This window comes from Streptomyces sp. Q6 (assembly GCF_036967205.1).
In the GTDB taxonomy this organism is placed as follows: Bacteria; Actinomycetota; Actinomycetes; order Streptomycetales; family Streptomycetaceae; genus Streptomyces; species Streptomyces citrinus.
This window is the reverse complement of sequence record NZ_CP146022.1, coordinates 6,384,304-6,398,399: the sequence shown is the minus strand read 5'-3', so window position 1 is coordinate 6,398,399 and position 14,096 is coordinate 6,384,304. Positions and strand designations below refer to the sequence as shown.

The window sequence follows — 14,096 nt, the reverse complement described above, 5'->3', positions numbered from 1 at the left end:
GAGGCGCCTCCTTTCGCGCGCGGTCGCGCGAGGCGCCGGCATCCTGCCGGACTGGTGAACACGGAGGCGGCACGGCCCGGCCGTCGCTACCGCCACCGAGGTGAACGGAGCTGCCCCGCCCCAAGTAACGCCATAGCGCAGTGAAGCGGCTCCGGAGTGCCCCTGCGGCGCCGCTCATCCGTCGCGCCTTGTCCGCTGTCGGCCGACGCGGCGACGGCTCGTGGGGCGCCGGGGCGGGCGTACTCCCGATCGGCCACCCGGCCTCGTCCCCGCCCCGGGGCTGCGCTCGCCCCGCCGCCGCAGCGCGGCTTCGAGACCACGCGCGGCGCGCGACATGCCCGGGTCCACCGCGGATCCGCGCGGTGCGAGAAGAAACGCGTCACGGCTGTCGTCCCCTCCGTCGCGGCCGTCATCTCCGCCACTCCCACCGCTTCCGTCGCTCTCCGCCGTCGGCTCGTCGTCGGCCCTGTCCGCCCGCTTGCCTCGCAGGGAGCGCCGGACGAGCTCGGGGTCGACTCCGTCGGCCCGCGCCTCGTTGAGCAGGCGGGCGAACACGTACCCGGGGTCGACGGCGAGGGCCATCTCCAGTGCCTGATCCGCCTCGACCGTGTCACCGAGCGACCAGGCCACCCACCCGGCAAGGGACAAGGGGGCCGCGGCGTACTCCTCGTACGGTCCGACGCACCGTCGGGCCAGGGCCCGCCAGAGCCGGAGCGCGGCGCGCGCCTCCTCGCCCTCCATCCACTCCGCCGCCCGGTCCCGGGTGATCCGGTCCTGGAGGCCGAGGATCACCGCGGCGGCCTCGTCGTGCGCCACCAGCTCGTCGTCCTTGCGGTCCGCCTCCAGCGGTTCCGCGTCCTGCGGCGCCTCGGCGAGCCGCCACAGGACGCGGCGGGCCAGGTCGAGGGTGTCGGCCTCCACCTCCTCGCGCGGGACACCCCCGATGATCCTCGGGACGAGATCCATCGCCGCCGCGTCCAGGGCTCGCGTCTGCTCGGTGACGAGGGCGGTCTCCCACGGGGCGAGGCGCATGCGCACCTCCTGGACGGATGGCCGTACCTGGATGCCCGCGTACGCCGCCGTCGCCGCCATCACCGAGGTGCCCTCGGTGTCGATGGCGTTCCCCTCGGGCGGGCAGCACTCGGGGCGCGGGCAGCAGTAGGACCAGTACTTATTTACACACCGCAGCTACCAGCAACAACGTCGCAGACATGGCGCTGACCTGCGTTTTTACTACCACTGAGCTTCGGTTCTCTACTGCTGTTTTTCGCAGGCTCGTGCCAGGAGAGTGCCAGCCAGCTACCTTCTGGTCATCGCCGGATACTTAGGCCAAGGAAGGCAGGCGAAGCGCCATGACAGACGACGATGTCCGAACCAGAATCACGCTCGTCGCCAGGAACGACCAGGCACGCCAGGCGAGCGAGGTTTTCAAAACGCTGGCACGAGAGCTTGAACCCACCGTGTCGTTTATGGGGCCAGTCGCGACTCGACGGTCCATCCACCCTGACGACATGCTGCACCTTGCCCAGTCCCTGACTGGCGACGTCAGCGAGACGGTCAATGAGCGGCTAGCCGCCATGGGAACCCCATTCGAGACGACCGTCGAAGTTTGGGTCAACGGCCTTCCGACGGACGACGACTAGTCAGCCGCGCGTGCGCCCCCGCACGGTCTCTAGTCTCCGTGGCGGGCGTTGGGAACCATCCGAGGGTGCTGGCGAGTGAACGACAGGAGAAGCGTGCGTCGCCTGCTCGGGGCTGCAAGCGAAGGGGGAGCTAACGTCCTATGGAGACCGCACAGGTAGCCCTGGTCATCAGTGGCTGGGCAGGGCTCATGGCAGCTGGAAGCCTCGCCACGGCAGTCGCGACGTTTCGGCGTGGCCGCCCTCGCGTGGCTCTAGTCAGCACCATGCCTCACCTTTCACCGAAGGCTGGCGCTCGACAATACGATGTGCACGCGATAAACCGTGGGGCGGCCGACGTCAAGGTGTCCAACTTCTGGGTCGTCTGCCGACCTGCGAGGTTCCCAGGGCGAGGGACCCACATGCGGAGCGGGATCATTGTGGAGGGGAACCCAAGCGCCGAGCTGAGCGCCTTCAGCGATGCCTGGTGGACCATCGAAATCAGAACGTATCTGTTGGATGAGTCCAAGACCCACGTCCCCTGTGGTGGATGCCGAGTTGCGAATGGCCATTGCCTGTTTCGAGGCGGTGGGCAGTGAGTCGGCTATTACCGGTGTGAGTACGAGTAGTTTGCCGCCGTCTGCCTGGAAGGTTTCTGTGAGGTCGAAGATTCCTGCGATCATGAGGCATCACCGCTGCGCGTGAGTCGTTCTACGTCGGCGCGCCGGTACCGCCGGTGCCCTCCAGGAGTGCGAAAGCATGGCAGTTTGCCGAGGTTGGCCCACCTGGTGACGGTCTTGGGGTCGACGCCTAGGAGTGCGGCCACTTCGCCTCCGGACAGGAGTTGACGCGGGATACGGTTGGTCATGCCGTCGCCTCCTTCTTCTTCGATGCGGCAAGCCAGGAACGTACTTCGGCCGGTTCATATCGAAGGCAGCGCCCTACTTTGATGGGCGTGGGGCCGGTTCCGAGGTGGGACCACATGTAGAGGGTCTGGATGGGTACGTCCAGGTATTCGGCTAGCTGACGGACGGTAAGGAGTTTTTCCATTTTTCGGTTCCCTTCCTTCTCCTTTCTCACACTGCGGCACTTTGCCCAGCTTGGGAAGAGGTTCTGGTCGGCTTTCTCGCGCTGGAATTGTTAGCGAAATGGGTAAGAGGTTTTCGCAGGTCAGCGAACTTTCGGTGCGCTAAAAAAATCTTGCTGCTTCGGTGTCGGGGTGCAGCGGTAGAGTGGGTGCCAGCAAAGCCAGGGGGGCCGAGCGCAAAGAGTTTCGAAATGGCTACAGTCAGCGACAGGTGGCATTCGAGCCGCCCCCGAAATCCCGACGCGACGCCGTGCCATTCGCACAGCACCAAGACCAAGACCGTGTACGCCACGGCAGCGCACGGCGACACGAAACGCTGGTCGGTCCGCTATCGGGATAGCAACAAAACGGCGCGGCGAAAGTCCTTTGCAAGTAAGGGACTTGCCGACCAGTTCGCGCGCAAGACCGGCCACGACCTAGACCGGGGCGCGCTCGTAGACCCTGAAGCAGCACGCAAGACGCTCCGCGAAGTCGCAGAAGAGTGGCTGAAGTTGGAGGCTGGGGCGAATAGGCATCGGCTAACCACAGCCGAGGGAGCCCGCAGGCAGCTCGAACGTCACGTGTTGGCGTACCTGGGCGGACGCCAGATAGGCCAGATCAAGCGGCTGGACATCGAGCGATGGCTGAGCGACCGGAAAGACGACCTAGCAGCCAGCACCCTTGAAATCGTCTACGGCCGGTTCAAAGCCGTGCTCACGCACGCCGTCGTCCACGACTACATTCCGAAGTCACCCGCGATGCGCGTACCAGGCCCGGACGTAACACGACCCGAGATCAAGCCCCTGCCGCTGCCCGTGGTGCAAGCGCTCGCGCTCTCGGCACCGCCCCGGTACCGGGCACTCGTCTGGCTTGCCGCCGGTTCAGGTCTTCGGCTCGGTGAGCTGCTGGGGCTGGAGCGGAGCGCCGTCGACCTTGAAGCCGGTGTGGTGCACGTGCGGTCGCAGCTTGTCCGCTTGGACAAGGGGGCGCCCTTCATCGGTGAACCCAAGACGCAGGCTTCGTACCGGTCGGTGCCGCTCGCCCCTGCTGTTGTGGAAGCCCTACGGGCGCACCTGGCGGCGTTCCCTCCCGTGCCGGTCGAGTTGGTCGACCGCACCGATACTCGTAAGCCACACAGCCGCCCAGCGCGTCTGGTGTTCGCGAACGGGCACGGCAACGCGCTCAACACAGGGAACTGGTCGCGCGTGTGGTCGAACACCGTCAAGCGAGCGAACACGCGGCTGACGGCCGCTGGGCACGCGCCCGTGCCAGTCGGCACGTCCATGCACTCCCTTCGACACTTCTACGCGTCGATGCTCATCCAGCACCGCGAGTCCGTGAAGGTCGTCCAACGCCGTCTAGGGCACAGCAAGCCCAGCACCACGCTCGACGTGTACGTGCACCTGTGGGACGACGTCCCCGACACGACCGCCGACGCCGTGCAGGGCGTGTTGGGCGCGCTCCGGCTTGCAGCCTGATGTGCCAGGAGAGTGCCAGCCAATAGCGCGACGTGCCACGTCTTTGCAGGTCAAGCCGCTAGAGCAAGGCAGTAGGACCAGTACCTGCCCTCGGAGAGGCACAGTGCTTCCGTGACCGGCACGTCGAGGCCGCCACAGGCCGTCCGCAGCAGCTGGGCGAGGGGGCGCAGCCGCTCCATGACCTGCCGGCCCGATCGCGCTCCCGAGGGCGTGCCGTCCTGGCACAGGAAGGCGACCACGCTGTCGGGGCGCCCGTCCCTGCGCTCGCACTCGCCGATCAGGCAGCGGGCCATCTGCTGCGCGACGGACGCCCAGTCCTGCGGGCGCTCGGGAATTCCGATGCGCACCCTGCCGCCGAACCTCCCCTGATGCAGGGCGACCAGAACGACGCTGTCGTCCGGCCGGAATCCGAGCAAGTACGGGAGCGCCTCGGCGAGTTCACCGGCGGTGCGCAGGGTGATCTTTGCCTCGCCGGTCTGTCCGGCGGGCTGGCTGTGATTCGTCATGCGTCGACCATGCAACGGATCTCCTGATTCCGTTTTGGCCTGTGGATAACCTCAGTCAGGGACACGACACGAGTTGTCCACAGGTCGGCGGGCTCGTTCGCGCGATGTCGGTGCCATCGGGTTGCATGGGGGCATGAGCAACGAAGACCTACGGACTGCCGCCGATGTCGTCCTCGCCCGCCTCGTCGGAGATCCGAGCGGTACCGCCCGGCTGCGTGAGGACCAGTGGCGCGCGATCGAGGCGCTGGTCGCCGACCACAGACGTGCACTCGTCGTGCAGCGCACCGGCTGGGGCAAGTCCGCGGTGTACTTCGTGGCGACGGCCCTGCTGCGTGAGCGCGGCAGCGGCCCGACCGTGATCGTCTCCCCGCTGCTCGCCCTGATGCGCAACCAGGTGGAGGCCGCCGAGCGCGCCGGAATCCGCGCCCGCACGATCAACTCGTCGAACACCGAGGAATGGGACGCCGTCCGCTCCGAGGTCGCCGCCGGTGAGGTCGATGTGCTCCTGGTGAGCCCGGAGCGGCTCAACAACCCTGACTTCCGGGACAATGTGCTGCCGCAGCTCGCCGCCGCCACCGGCCTGCTGGTGGTCGACGAGGCGCACTGCATCTCCGACTGGGGGCACGACTTCCGCCCCGACTACCGACGCCTGCGCACGATGCTGGCCGAGCTTCCGCGGGACGTCCCCGTCCTGGCCACGACGGCGACAGCCAACGCGCGCGTGACGGCCGACGTCGCCGACCAGCTGGGCACGGGCGGAAACTCCGACGCGCTCGTGCTGCGCGGACCTCTCGACCGAGAGAGCCTGAGCCTGGGTGTCCTGCAACTTCCCGACGCCGCGCACCGGTTGGCCTGGCTCGCCGATCACCTGGACGAGCTGCCGGGTTCCGGGATCATCTACACCCTCACGGTCGCCGCCGCGGAGGAAGTCACCGCCTACCTGCGGCAGTGCGGGCACACCGTCACCTCGTACACGGGCAAGACGGAGAACGCCGACCGGCAGCAGGCCGAGGAGGACCTGCTCGCGAACCGGGTGAAGGCCCTGGTCGCCACCTCCGCGCTCGGCATGGGCTTCGACAAGCCGGACCTGGGGTTCGTCGTGCACCTGGGCTCTCCCTCGTCACCGATCGCGTACTACCAGCAGGTGGGCCGCGCGGGGCGTGGTGTGGAGCACGCCGAGGTCCTGCTGCTTCCGGGCAAGGAGGACGAGGCGATCTGGCGCTACTTCGCGTCCCTCGCCTTCCCGCCGGAAGAGCAGGTCCGACGCACCCTGGACGTGCTCGCGCAGTCCGAGAGGCCCCTCTCGCTCCCGGCGCTCGAACCTCTTGTGGAGCTGCGCCGCTCGCGTCTGGAGACGATGCTCAAGGTCCTCGACGTGGACGGGGCGGTGCACCGGGTCAAGGGCGGCTGGATCTCCACCGGGCAGCCCTGGGCGTACGACACCGAGCGCTACGCGTGGGTCGCCAAGCAGCGCGAGGCGGAGCAGCAGGCGATGCGCGACTACGCGACGACGAGCGGCTGCCGCATGGAGTTCCTGCGCCGCCAGCTGGACGACGAGGCGGCGGCCCCCTGCGGCCGCTGTGACAACTGCGTGGAGCCGAGGTTCACGACCGACGTCTCGCCGCAGGCGCTGACCTCGGCCAAGGGCGAGCTCGGGCGACCGGGTGTGGACGTGGAGCCCCGCAAGATGTGGCCCACCGGACTCACGGCCGTGGGCATCGACCTGAAGGGCCGGATCCCGGCGGGCGAGCAGGCGGGCACGGGGCGGGCGCTCGGCCGGCTCTCGGACATCGGCTGGGGCAACAGGCTGCGCCCCATGCTCACGCCCCAGGCTCCGGACGGCCCGGTGCCGGACGACGTGGCGCGGGCGGTCGTGGAGGTCCTGGCCGACTGGGCGAAGGGGCCGGGCGGCTGGGCGTCGGGCGCCCCCGATGCCACGCCGCGTCCCGTGGGCGTGGTGACCATGGCGTCCCACACCCGACCGCAGCTGATCGAATCGCTGGGCGCCGGCATCGCGCAGGTCGGACGTATGCCGCTGCTGGGCCGGATCGCGTACGCGCCCGGCAGCGACACCGCGCACATCCCGCGCAGCAACAGCGCACAGCGGCTGCGAGCCCTGGACGGTACGTTGACGCTGCCTCCCGAGCTGGCCGAGGCGCTCGCGCGCGCGAACGGGCCGGTGCTGCTCGTCGACGACTTCATGGAGACGGGCTGGACGCTGGCCATGGCGGCCCGACTGCTGCGTCGGGCCGGCGCCGAGGGGGTGTTGCCGCTGGTCCTCGCGGTGCAAGGCTGAGGTGCGCGTCCGAGGGGTGACCTGTGGGCAGGGATATAGGTGACGCATCGCCAAATACCGGGCCGCGAGCTCAATTGCTCGTTGCCGAGTGCCAGCGCGACGGGAAGAATTGGTCTCGCTCCCCGCGTGGCTCCCGTGGTCCGGTAGGGCTGTGCTGCGGTGCGCTCCCCCAGTCCGACCCCGCCCCCAGTGTGGGCGTGTAGCCGAAGGGAGGACCGTGACCTTCGGATTCGCTTCGTCCTCGGCGACATCGCTGTCCGCGTCCTCGATGCGCACCGAGAGGTCCGCCGATTCCACCAACCGACCGACCAGGCTGCTCGAACCCGCGGAATGGGCGGCGGCCGGGATCCCGCTGCTGCGCAATCCGCGTGAGGTCGTCAGCGGCCTGCACACCCGCCACCGACCCCTGCCGATGACCGCTGTCGTGGCCGTCCTGGACCCGGACGAACGACTGCGGGCGAGTGCCTCGTTCACGCGCCGCGAGAGCACCATGGACGGCTGGACGTTCCGCAACGCCCTGCTGTCCCAGCTGCGCCGGGTCATCCCGCACGATCTGCGCCGACGGACCCCGGTGCGTACCGCCGTCCTGCTCTACTGCCGTGACGGGGACGCCCGTTGGACGGAGGAGGACGGAGCCTGGATGTGGGGGCTGCGCGACGCCTGCACGCTGCACGGCCTGCGCTGCGGGGCCTACATCACGATGACTCGTGACGGTTGGCAGGTGCTCGGCGAGGGCCGCGGCGGTCGGCGCCCCAGTGTGGGTTCCGTGGCCGAGGTGCTCGGTGGGGACGAGCAACCGGCACCCCGGACCGGCGGTGCCGCGACGGAGATGCTGCGCCGCGCGGCGGCTCGCTGATCTGCCGGACCGTGATCGCGCGACGGCCTGCCGGGCTCCCCTGACACCGCCGAGCGGTGCGGGCAGCCGGCAAGCCGTGCGTCAGACCCCTGCGCCCAGCAGCGCGTTGATGCGCTGCGGGTCGCCGCACACGATCAGCAGCGCACCGGCCCTGCCGAGGGCGAGCGGCAGCGCCGTCACAGCCGTCTCGTCGGCGCCGCCGTTCATGGCGACGACGACCACCGGCCGCGCGGTGGCACGGCTGAGGGCGGAGGCATCGGCGTAGAAGACGTCGTCCCCTGCGTCGTGCTGCGCCCAGTAGGACTCCGCACCGAACGACAGCTCGTGCGTGGCCCACGGGTGCGCGTCACCCGTGGTGACCACCAGCACCTCGCCGGGCGCGCGGCCCGTGTCGAGCAGCAGGTCGACGGCTTCCTCCGCGGCGTCCAGCGCGCCCTCGACCGAGGCCGGGATGAGCTGGATCTGCGGCTGGGAGTCCGAAGTCGAAGGCGTGGCCGGGGCGTTCGACCCCGGCTTGGGGGCACCGGCCGACTCGCGCGGCGTGCGCTGCGCGGGAGGCGTGGGCCTTACGGGACCCGGGCGGCCGGGTCGCGGCGGCGCCGCGGGACGCGGGCCGGGTACGGGACGAGGGGTCGGCGCGGTGCGGCTGCTGGCCGGCGTGGCGCGGGGACCCTGGGCGCTCTCGTGAATCTGAGGCTCCTCGGGAATGAGAGGCATGAGGTGATATCTATCAAACGCGGGTGCGGATTGCGCCAGCGGGGGGGGGGCACATCAGTGCGGGCGCAGCGGTCAGAAGTCGAAGCCGAGCTGGCCCTCGATCTGCGGAACGCTGACGTCCGCCCAGCTGCGGGCCTTCTTGAGGTGCCGCCACTGGGGCAGCGCATCAAGATACGCCCACGAAAGTCGGTGGTACGGGGTGGGCCCCCGCTCCTCCAGCGCGGCGCGATGCACCGGCGACGGGTATCCGGCGTTGGCCGCAAACCCGAAGTCTGCATGGTCGATGCCCAGTTCGGCCATCATTTTGTCGCGGCGGACCTTGGCGATCACCGACGCGGCGGCGACGGCGATGCAGGAACGGTCCCCCTTGATCACCGTCCGGACCTGCCAGGGGTCGCCGAGATAGTCGTGCTTCCCATCGAGGATGACCGCGTCCGGTCGCACGGGCAGGGCTTCGAGGGCGCGTACGGCGGCGAGGCGGAGGGCCGCCGTCATGCCCAGGTCGTCGATCTCCTCGTGCGAGGCGTGCCCCAGGGCGTGCGCGGTGACCCAGCCCTCCAGCAGGCCGGCCAGTTCCTCGCGGCGCTTGGGGCTGATCAGCTTGGAGTCGGTCAGCCCCTCCGGCGGGCGGCGCAGCCCGGTGACGGCGGCGCAGACGGTGACCGGGCCGGCCCAGGCACCGCGGCCGACCTCATCGACACCGGCGACGATCTTGGCCCCGGTGGTGGCGCGCAGTGAGCGCTCGACGGCGTGGGTGGGTGCTTCGTACGGCATGGCGGCAGACAGCGTACGCCGCCATGCACCCCTCGCGACACCCGGCCGCCCTCAATCCGTGTGCGACCTGAGCAGGGGGACCATCACGCGGTCGATCAGCTCCACCAGATCGGCCTCTTCCCATTCACTTCCGCACACCTTGGAGCGGTACATCATCATCGCCGGAATGACGTCGCACACGTAGGAGTCCGACGCGTCGGCGCGCACGTCTCCGCGCTCGATTCCGCGACGTACGACTTCCTTGATCAACCGCACGCTCGGCTCGATGACTCCGTCGAAGATCACGCTGTGGAAGCGCTCCGCGGTGAAGGTGTCGCACTCGTGAACCACCGAGCGCAGCGCGAAGCCGGGCCGCGAGTACATGGCCGCCCTCGCCTGCTTGCACAGCTCCAGGAGGTCCTCGCGCAGGCTGCCCAGATCCGGCACCGCGTCGAGCGTCGGCAGTCCGGCCCGCAGGGCGTCCACGACGAGGTCTTCCTTGGAGGGCCAGCGCCGGTACACGGCGGCCTTGCCGGTCTGCGCGCCCGCGGCGACGCCTTCCATGGTCAGCCCGTTCCAGCCGACCGTACTGAGCTGATCCAACGCCGCTTCCAGGATGGCCCGTTCCAGCACGGGACCACGCCTACGCAAGGAAGCGGCCGACTGGGCGGGAGCGGCCGTCCAGCGCGAAGTAACCATCGTCATCTCTCCGTTGACAGTCCGAGAGCGGTCCGAACACACGGCAGCAAGTTCAGTGAACGGTTGCGTTCACTGAAGGGGAGTCACTACCGTTGAACGCGACAGTGAACGCGATCGTTCACTAACGCTCTTGTGGGGGATCCATAGTGACAACCTCTCAGTTAACGCAAGATCAGAAGCCAGGGACAGCCCGCCGGGAGGGGCATCCCGGCATCGCACTCACCGTCATCGCCGCCTGTCAGCTCATGGTGGTCCTCGACGCGACGATTGTGAACATCGCGCTCCCGCACATTCAGGACGCCCTCAAATTCTCCACCACCGACCTCACGTGGGTCGTCAGCGCCTACACGCTCACCTTCGGCGGCCTGCTGCTCCTGGGCGGCCGCGCGGGTGACATCCTCGGCCGTCGCCGGGTCTTCATCACCGGCATCCTGCTCTTCACGCTCGCCTCCCTCCTGGGCGGACTCGCCCAGGAACCCTGGCAGTTGCTGGCCGCACGAGCACTTCAGGGCGTGGGCGGCGCCATCGCGTCACCCACCTCACTGGCCCTCATCACCACCACGTTCCCCGAGGGGCCCGAGCGGAACAGGGCGTTCGGGGTCTTCGCGGCGGTCTCCGCCGGCGGCGGCGCCGTCGGGCTCCTCGCGGGCGGCATGCTCACGGAGTGGCTCGACTGGCGCTGGGTGCTGTTCGTGAACGTACCCATCGGCATCCTGATCGCCGTGGTCACACCGCGCTACATCAGCGAGTCGGAGCGGCATCCCGGCAGCTTCGACATATCCGGCGCGCTCACCTCGACGCTCGGCATGGCAGCGCTCGTGTACGGCTTCATCCGCGCCTCCGAAGCGGGCTGGCGGGACAGTCTGACGCTGGGGTCCTTCGGGGCGGCCGTCGTCCTGTTGCTCGCGTTCGTGGCGATCGAGAGCCGGGCCAAGGATCCGATCACTCCGCTGCGCATGTTCGCCGACCGCAACCGTTCGGGCACGTACGTGATCATGCTGGCCCTCGCCGCGGCCATGTTCGGCATGTTCTTCTTCATCGTGCTGTTCGTGCAGAACGTGCTGGACTACACGCCGATCAAGGCCGGTCTCGCCTTCCTTCCGGTGACCGCCGCGATCGCGATCGGCGCGGGCCTGTCCCAGCGGTTCCTGCCGGTGCTCGGACCGAAGCCGTTCATGGCGGGCGGTTCGGCGCTGGTGGTGATCGGCCTGGCGTGGCAGACGTTCATCAGCCCCGACAGCTCGTACGTCGGAGGGGTGCTCGGCCCGATGCTGATCTTCGGCTTCGGCATGGGGCTGAACTTCGTGACGGTGACCGTCACCGCGGTCTCCGGCGTCGCGCCGCACGAGGCAGGCGCCGCGTCGGGCCTGCTCAACACGACACAGCAGGTCGGCGGCTCGCTCGGCCTGTCCATCCTGACCACGGTCTTCGGCACGGCGAGCCGCGACGAAGGCAGGAGCCAGGCGGCCGACTTCATGGCGAACGCCTCGCCGGAACAGAAGGCCGCGTTCGCCAAGACCCACGAGCTGCCCGCTCCGTGGGCGAATGAGGTACTGGCCCATGGCATCTCGACGGCCTTCATACCGGCGGCGGCCATGGCGGTGCTCGCGTTGATCGTCGCAGGTCTGGTGATCAAGGTCCGCAAGAGCGATCTGGAGGCACTCGCCGGCACGGCCACCGCGGTCGGGCCTGCCGGAGGCTGAGGCCCCGCTCAGGGCGCGGACGACGTGGATGCCGGGTTGCCCCGACGGACGGGCCGACCCGGCGTTCGCGCCGCCTCTCACCCCCTACGGGCGCGAAAGCCGCGCGGGGTGGTCAGACCGACGCGGCCGGTAGCCACTCCGCGAGCGGCTCCGTACGCTCCAGCCACTCGGCCGGGGGCGCCCCGATCTTCTCGGCCGCGACGACGCCGCCCACGATCGCGCAGGTCGTGTCCATGTCGCCGCCCACCTGCGCGGTGCTCCAGAAGGCCCGCTCGAAGTCCCCGAGCCCGCGCGCCGCCGACCACAGAGCGAACGGCACGGTGTCGTGCGCGGTCGTGCGCCTGCCGCAGCCGAGGACCGCGGCCACGGTGGCCGGGTCGCCGTAGTCGAGCATGTCCTTGGCCCGGCGCAGCCCCGCGCCCACCGCGCTGCGCGGCACGAGAGCGATCACGCCGTCCAGCAGGTCCCCGGGTTCGGCGGGCCGGACGGTGAGGCGACGAGCGCCGCGGCGGCGGCCACGGCCATCGCCCCGACCACGGCCTCACGGTGCTGATGCGTCGGATACGCCGAGATCTCGGCCTGATGGGTGGCCTGCTCGGGGTCGTCGGCGTAGTAGGCACCCAGCGGCGCGATCCGCATCGCCGCGCCGTTGCCCCACGACCCCTGTCCCTTGAACAGCGCGGACGCCAGCGCGCGCCAGTCGCCGCCCTCCCGGATCTGCCGCAGCAGCCGGTTCACGGCGGGGCCGTAGCCCCGGTCGAAGTCATGGTGCTCGGCGAACGAGCAGGCGAGGTCGTCCTGGTCGATGCGGTCGTGCGCGGCCAGCACGGCCACCACGGAGCAGGCCATCTCGGTGTCGTCGGTCCACTCCCAGACGCCGTCCGGCAGGGCACGACGCTTGAGCAGCGGATAGTTCGCCGGAACGAAGAACTGTGAGCCCAGCGCATCGCCCACGCAGAGCCCGCGCAGGCTGGACAGGGCGCGGTCCAGTCGCCTGTCGGGAGAGGAATCAACGGTCATCGCTCTGCCACCCTATCCGGTGACTCCGTACGATTCCGGTTCGCACCAGCGGTCGAATTGCCTGTCCATCACGTACTTTCCGTTCTCCCCGAGAACGAGCGTGCGTGTCTCCGCGTTCCCCGGGTTCGAGAGCGACTCGAAATCCGCGACGGTCCAGTGGAACCAGCGCATGCAGAAGAGCCGCATGGTCAGGCCGTGGGTGACGAGCAGGACGTTCGGCGGATGGTCCGGGTCCTCGAAACTGCGGTACAGGCTCTCCAGGAACGCCCCCACCCGGTCGTACACGTCGGCTCCCGACTCGCCCTGAGCGAAGCGGTAGAAGAAGTGCCCGTACGCGTCCCGGTACGCCTTCTGGAGCCGAACGTCGTCGCGGTCCTGCCAGTTTCCCCAGTCCTGCTCCCGCAGCCGCGGCTCTTCCCGCACCCGTACGAGGTCGGGGTCGAGCCGGAAGGCGCGGAACGTCTCATGGGTGCGGCGGTAGGGCGAGACGTAGACGCTCACCCGCTCACGGCCGAACAGCTCCCGCAGCCCCTTGCCGGTCTCCTCGGCCTGCCGCCAGCCCTTCTCGGTGAGCGCCAGAGCATGGTCGGGCTCGCGCTCGTACACGGTGTCGTCGGCATTGCCTTCGGACTCCCCGTGCCGGACCAGAACGATGCGCCGCGGTCGTGCCATGCACAGACCCTAGATCGGTTCGGCCGATTTCGAGCACTCGTACGGCCCCATCCGGCGTATCTTCACACGGCACGCGCGCGTGCCGTGTGAACGCCTACACCGTCCAGGTCGGCTCCATCTGCACGATGTCGCCGGCGATGGCGGCCACGTCGTCGTCCGTCTGGGCCCGCAGCAGCAGCCGCTCCACCCGGTCGACCTGGTACTTGCCGTGCTCGGCCGCCGATCTCCACATCGACAGGACCAGGAACTCGTCGCCCGGAGCCTCACCGAAGAGGCCGCGGATCATGCCGGGCGAGCCGGCCATCGCCGGATTCCAGACCTTCTGCTGCATCAAGGTGAAGTGCTCGGCCCGCTCGGCGTTCACCTTGCAGTGCGCGACCCGTACGACGTCCGCGTCCGTGAAGATCGGCTCGAAGCCGGTCTTCACATCGAAGAGGTGGTCGAACAGCTTCACCTGGATGTCTTTGTACGTCCCCGACTGCGACGCCGCGAGCCGGTCGTGGGAGCGCGCCATGAAGGAGTCGTAGAAGGCACGGCTCTCCCAGAAGGCGAAGACATGCGCCACATCAGGACGCTTCCTGCTCCAGCCCCCGCCCTGCCCCCGGAACCCCGGCTCTCCAAGGAGCCCCGCCCATTTCCGCTGTCCCCGCTCGAACCCCCGACGGTCCACCACAGTGCAGCGAATCCACTTGACCAGCACCGCGCCATCGT

At 69.2% G+C, this 14,096-nt stretch carries 13 protein-coding genes and 2 pseudogenes; 5 read left to right on the top strand and 10 right to left on the bottom strand.

The annotated features are described in order from the left end of the window. Positions 1-174: 174 nt before the first annotated feature. Positions 175-1,116: a DUF4192 domain-containing protein gene (locus V2W30_RS29800; RefSeq protein ID WP_338703817.1), complete on the bottom strand. Its 942-nt coding sequence runs from the start codon at positions 1,114-1,116 to the stop codon at positions 175-177. 236 nt (positions 1,117-1,352) lie between these two features. Between V2W30_RS29800 and V2W30_RS29795 the strand changes: the two genes are divergently transcribed. Then, the gene (locus tag V2W30_RS29795) at positions 1,353-1,643 is read left to right on the top strand and encodes a hypothetical protein (RefSeq protein ID WP_338701298.1); all 291 of its coding nucleotides are present in this window, start codon (positions 1,353-1,355) and stop codon (positions 1,641-1,643) included. Positions 1,644-2,298: 655 nt separating this feature from the next. Here V2W30_RS29795 and V2W30_RS29790 read toward each other — a convergent pair. Then, positions 2,299-2,487 carry a BldC family transcriptional regulator gene (locus V2W30_RS29790; protein ID WP_338701295.1) on the bottom strand — a complete coding sequence of 63 codons (189 nt, stop codon included), beginning with the start codon at positions 2,485-2,487 and terminating at the stop codon, positions 2,299-2,301. Beyond that, positions 2,484-2,669: a helix-turn-helix domain-containing protein gene (locus V2W30_RS29785; protein WP_338703816.1), complete on the bottom strand. Its 186-nt coding sequence runs from the start codon at positions 2,667-2,669 to the stop codon at positions 2,484-2,486. The genes V2W30_RS29790 and V2W30_RS29785 overlap by 4 nt, the downstream gene beginning before the upstream one ends. Positions 2,670-2,987: 318 nt before the next feature. On the opposite strand from V2W30_RS29785, the gene V2W30_RS29780 reads away from it, so the two are divergent. Next, the gene (locus tag V2W30_RS29780) at positions 2,988-4,163 is read left to right on the top strand and encodes a tyrosine-type recombinase/integrase (protein ID WP_338701293.1); all 1,176 of its coding nucleotides are present in this window, start codon (positions 2,988-2,990) and stop codon (positions 4,161-4,163) included. A gap of 68 nt (positions 4,164-4,231) precedes the next feature. Here the strand turns inward: V2W30_RS29780 and V2W30_RS29775 are convergent. Beyond that, positions 4,232-4,669, bottom strand: a pseudogene (locus V2W30_RS29775) (DUF4192 domain-containing protein); the annotation flags it as partial. A 133-nt stretch (positions 4,670-4,802) separates the two neighbouring features. On the opposite strand from V2W30_RS29775, the gene V2W30_RS29770 reads away from it, so the two are divergent. Both V2W30_RS29770 and V2W30_RS29765 read left to right on the top strand, forming a co-directional pair. Then, a complete protein-coding gene (locus tag V2W30_RS29770) occupies positions 4,803-6,965 on the top strand; it encodes a RecQ family ATP-dependent DNA helicase (protein WP_338701292.1) in 2,163 nt (720 codons plus the stop codon). Positions 6,966-7,182: 217 nt separating this feature from the next. Beyond that, positions 7,183-7,821 carry a hypothetical protein gene (locus V2W30_RS29765; protein ID WP_338701290.1) on the top strand — a complete coding sequence of 213 codons (639 nt, stop codon included), beginning with the start codon at positions 7,183-7,185 and terminating at the stop codon, positions 7,819-7,821. An 81-nt stretch (positions 7,822-7,902) separates the two neighbouring features. On the opposite strand, the gene V2W30_RS29760 is transcribed toward V2W30_RS29765, so the two are convergent. The 3 genes from V2W30_RS29760 to V2W30_RS29750 all read right to left on the bottom strand — a co-directional run bounded on the left by V2W30_RS29760 (position 7,903) and on the right by V2W30_RS29750 (position 9,990). Continuing rightward, complete coding sequence (locus tag V2W30_RS29760) at positions 7,903-8,538, bottom strand: hypothetical protein (protein ID WP_338701289.1); 636 nt, start codon at positions 8,536-8,538, stop codon at positions 7,903-7,905. Between the two features lie 72 nt (positions 8,539-8,610). Beyond that, positions 8,611-9,312 (bottom strand): ribonuclease HII, encoded by a 702-nt coding sequence (locus V2W30_RS29755; protein WP_338701287.1) that lies wholly within the window; start codon positions 9,310-9,312, stop codon positions 8,611-8,613. Between the two features lie 51 nt (positions 9,313-9,363). Then, positions 9,364-9,990 (bottom strand): TetR/AcrR family transcriptional regulator, encoded by a 627-nt coding sequence (locus tag V2W30_RS29750; protein ID WP_338703815.1) that lies wholly within the window; start codon positions 9,988-9,990, stop codon positions 9,364-9,366. Between the two features lie 146 nt (positions 9,991-10,136). On the opposite strand from V2W30_RS29750, the gene V2W30_RS29745 reads away from it, so the two are divergent. Then, on the top strand, positions 10,137-11,693 hold the full coding sequence (locus V2W30_RS29745) for an MFS transporter (RefSeq protein ID WP_338701285.1): 1,557 nt from the start codon (positions 10,137-10,139) through the stop codon (positions 11,691-11,693). A gap of 112 nt (positions 11,694-11,805) precedes the next feature. Here V2W30_RS29745 and V2W30_RS29740 read toward each other — a convergent pair. From V2W30_RS29740 to V2W30_RS29730, 3 genes and pseudogenes are all read right to left on the bottom strand, one after another. Then, a pseudogene (locus V2W30_RS29740) lies at positions 11,806-12,713 on the bottom strand (ADP-ribosylglycohydrolase family protein). A gap of 12 nt (positions 12,714-12,725) precedes the next feature. Continuing rightward, positions 12,726-13,385 (bottom strand): histidine phosphatase family protein, encoded by a 660-nt coding sequence (locus tag V2W30_RS29735; RefSeq protein ID WP_338701283.1) that lies wholly within the window; start codon positions 13,383-13,385, stop codon positions 12,726-12,728. A 94-nt stretch (positions 13,386-13,479) separates the two neighbouring features. After that, positions 13,480-14,085: a YdbC family protein gene (locus V2W30_RS29730; protein ID WP_338703814.1), complete on the bottom strand. Its 606-nt coding sequence runs from the start codon at positions 14,083-14,085 to the stop codon at positions 13,480-13,482. Positions 14,086-14,096: the final 11 nt, after the last annotated feature.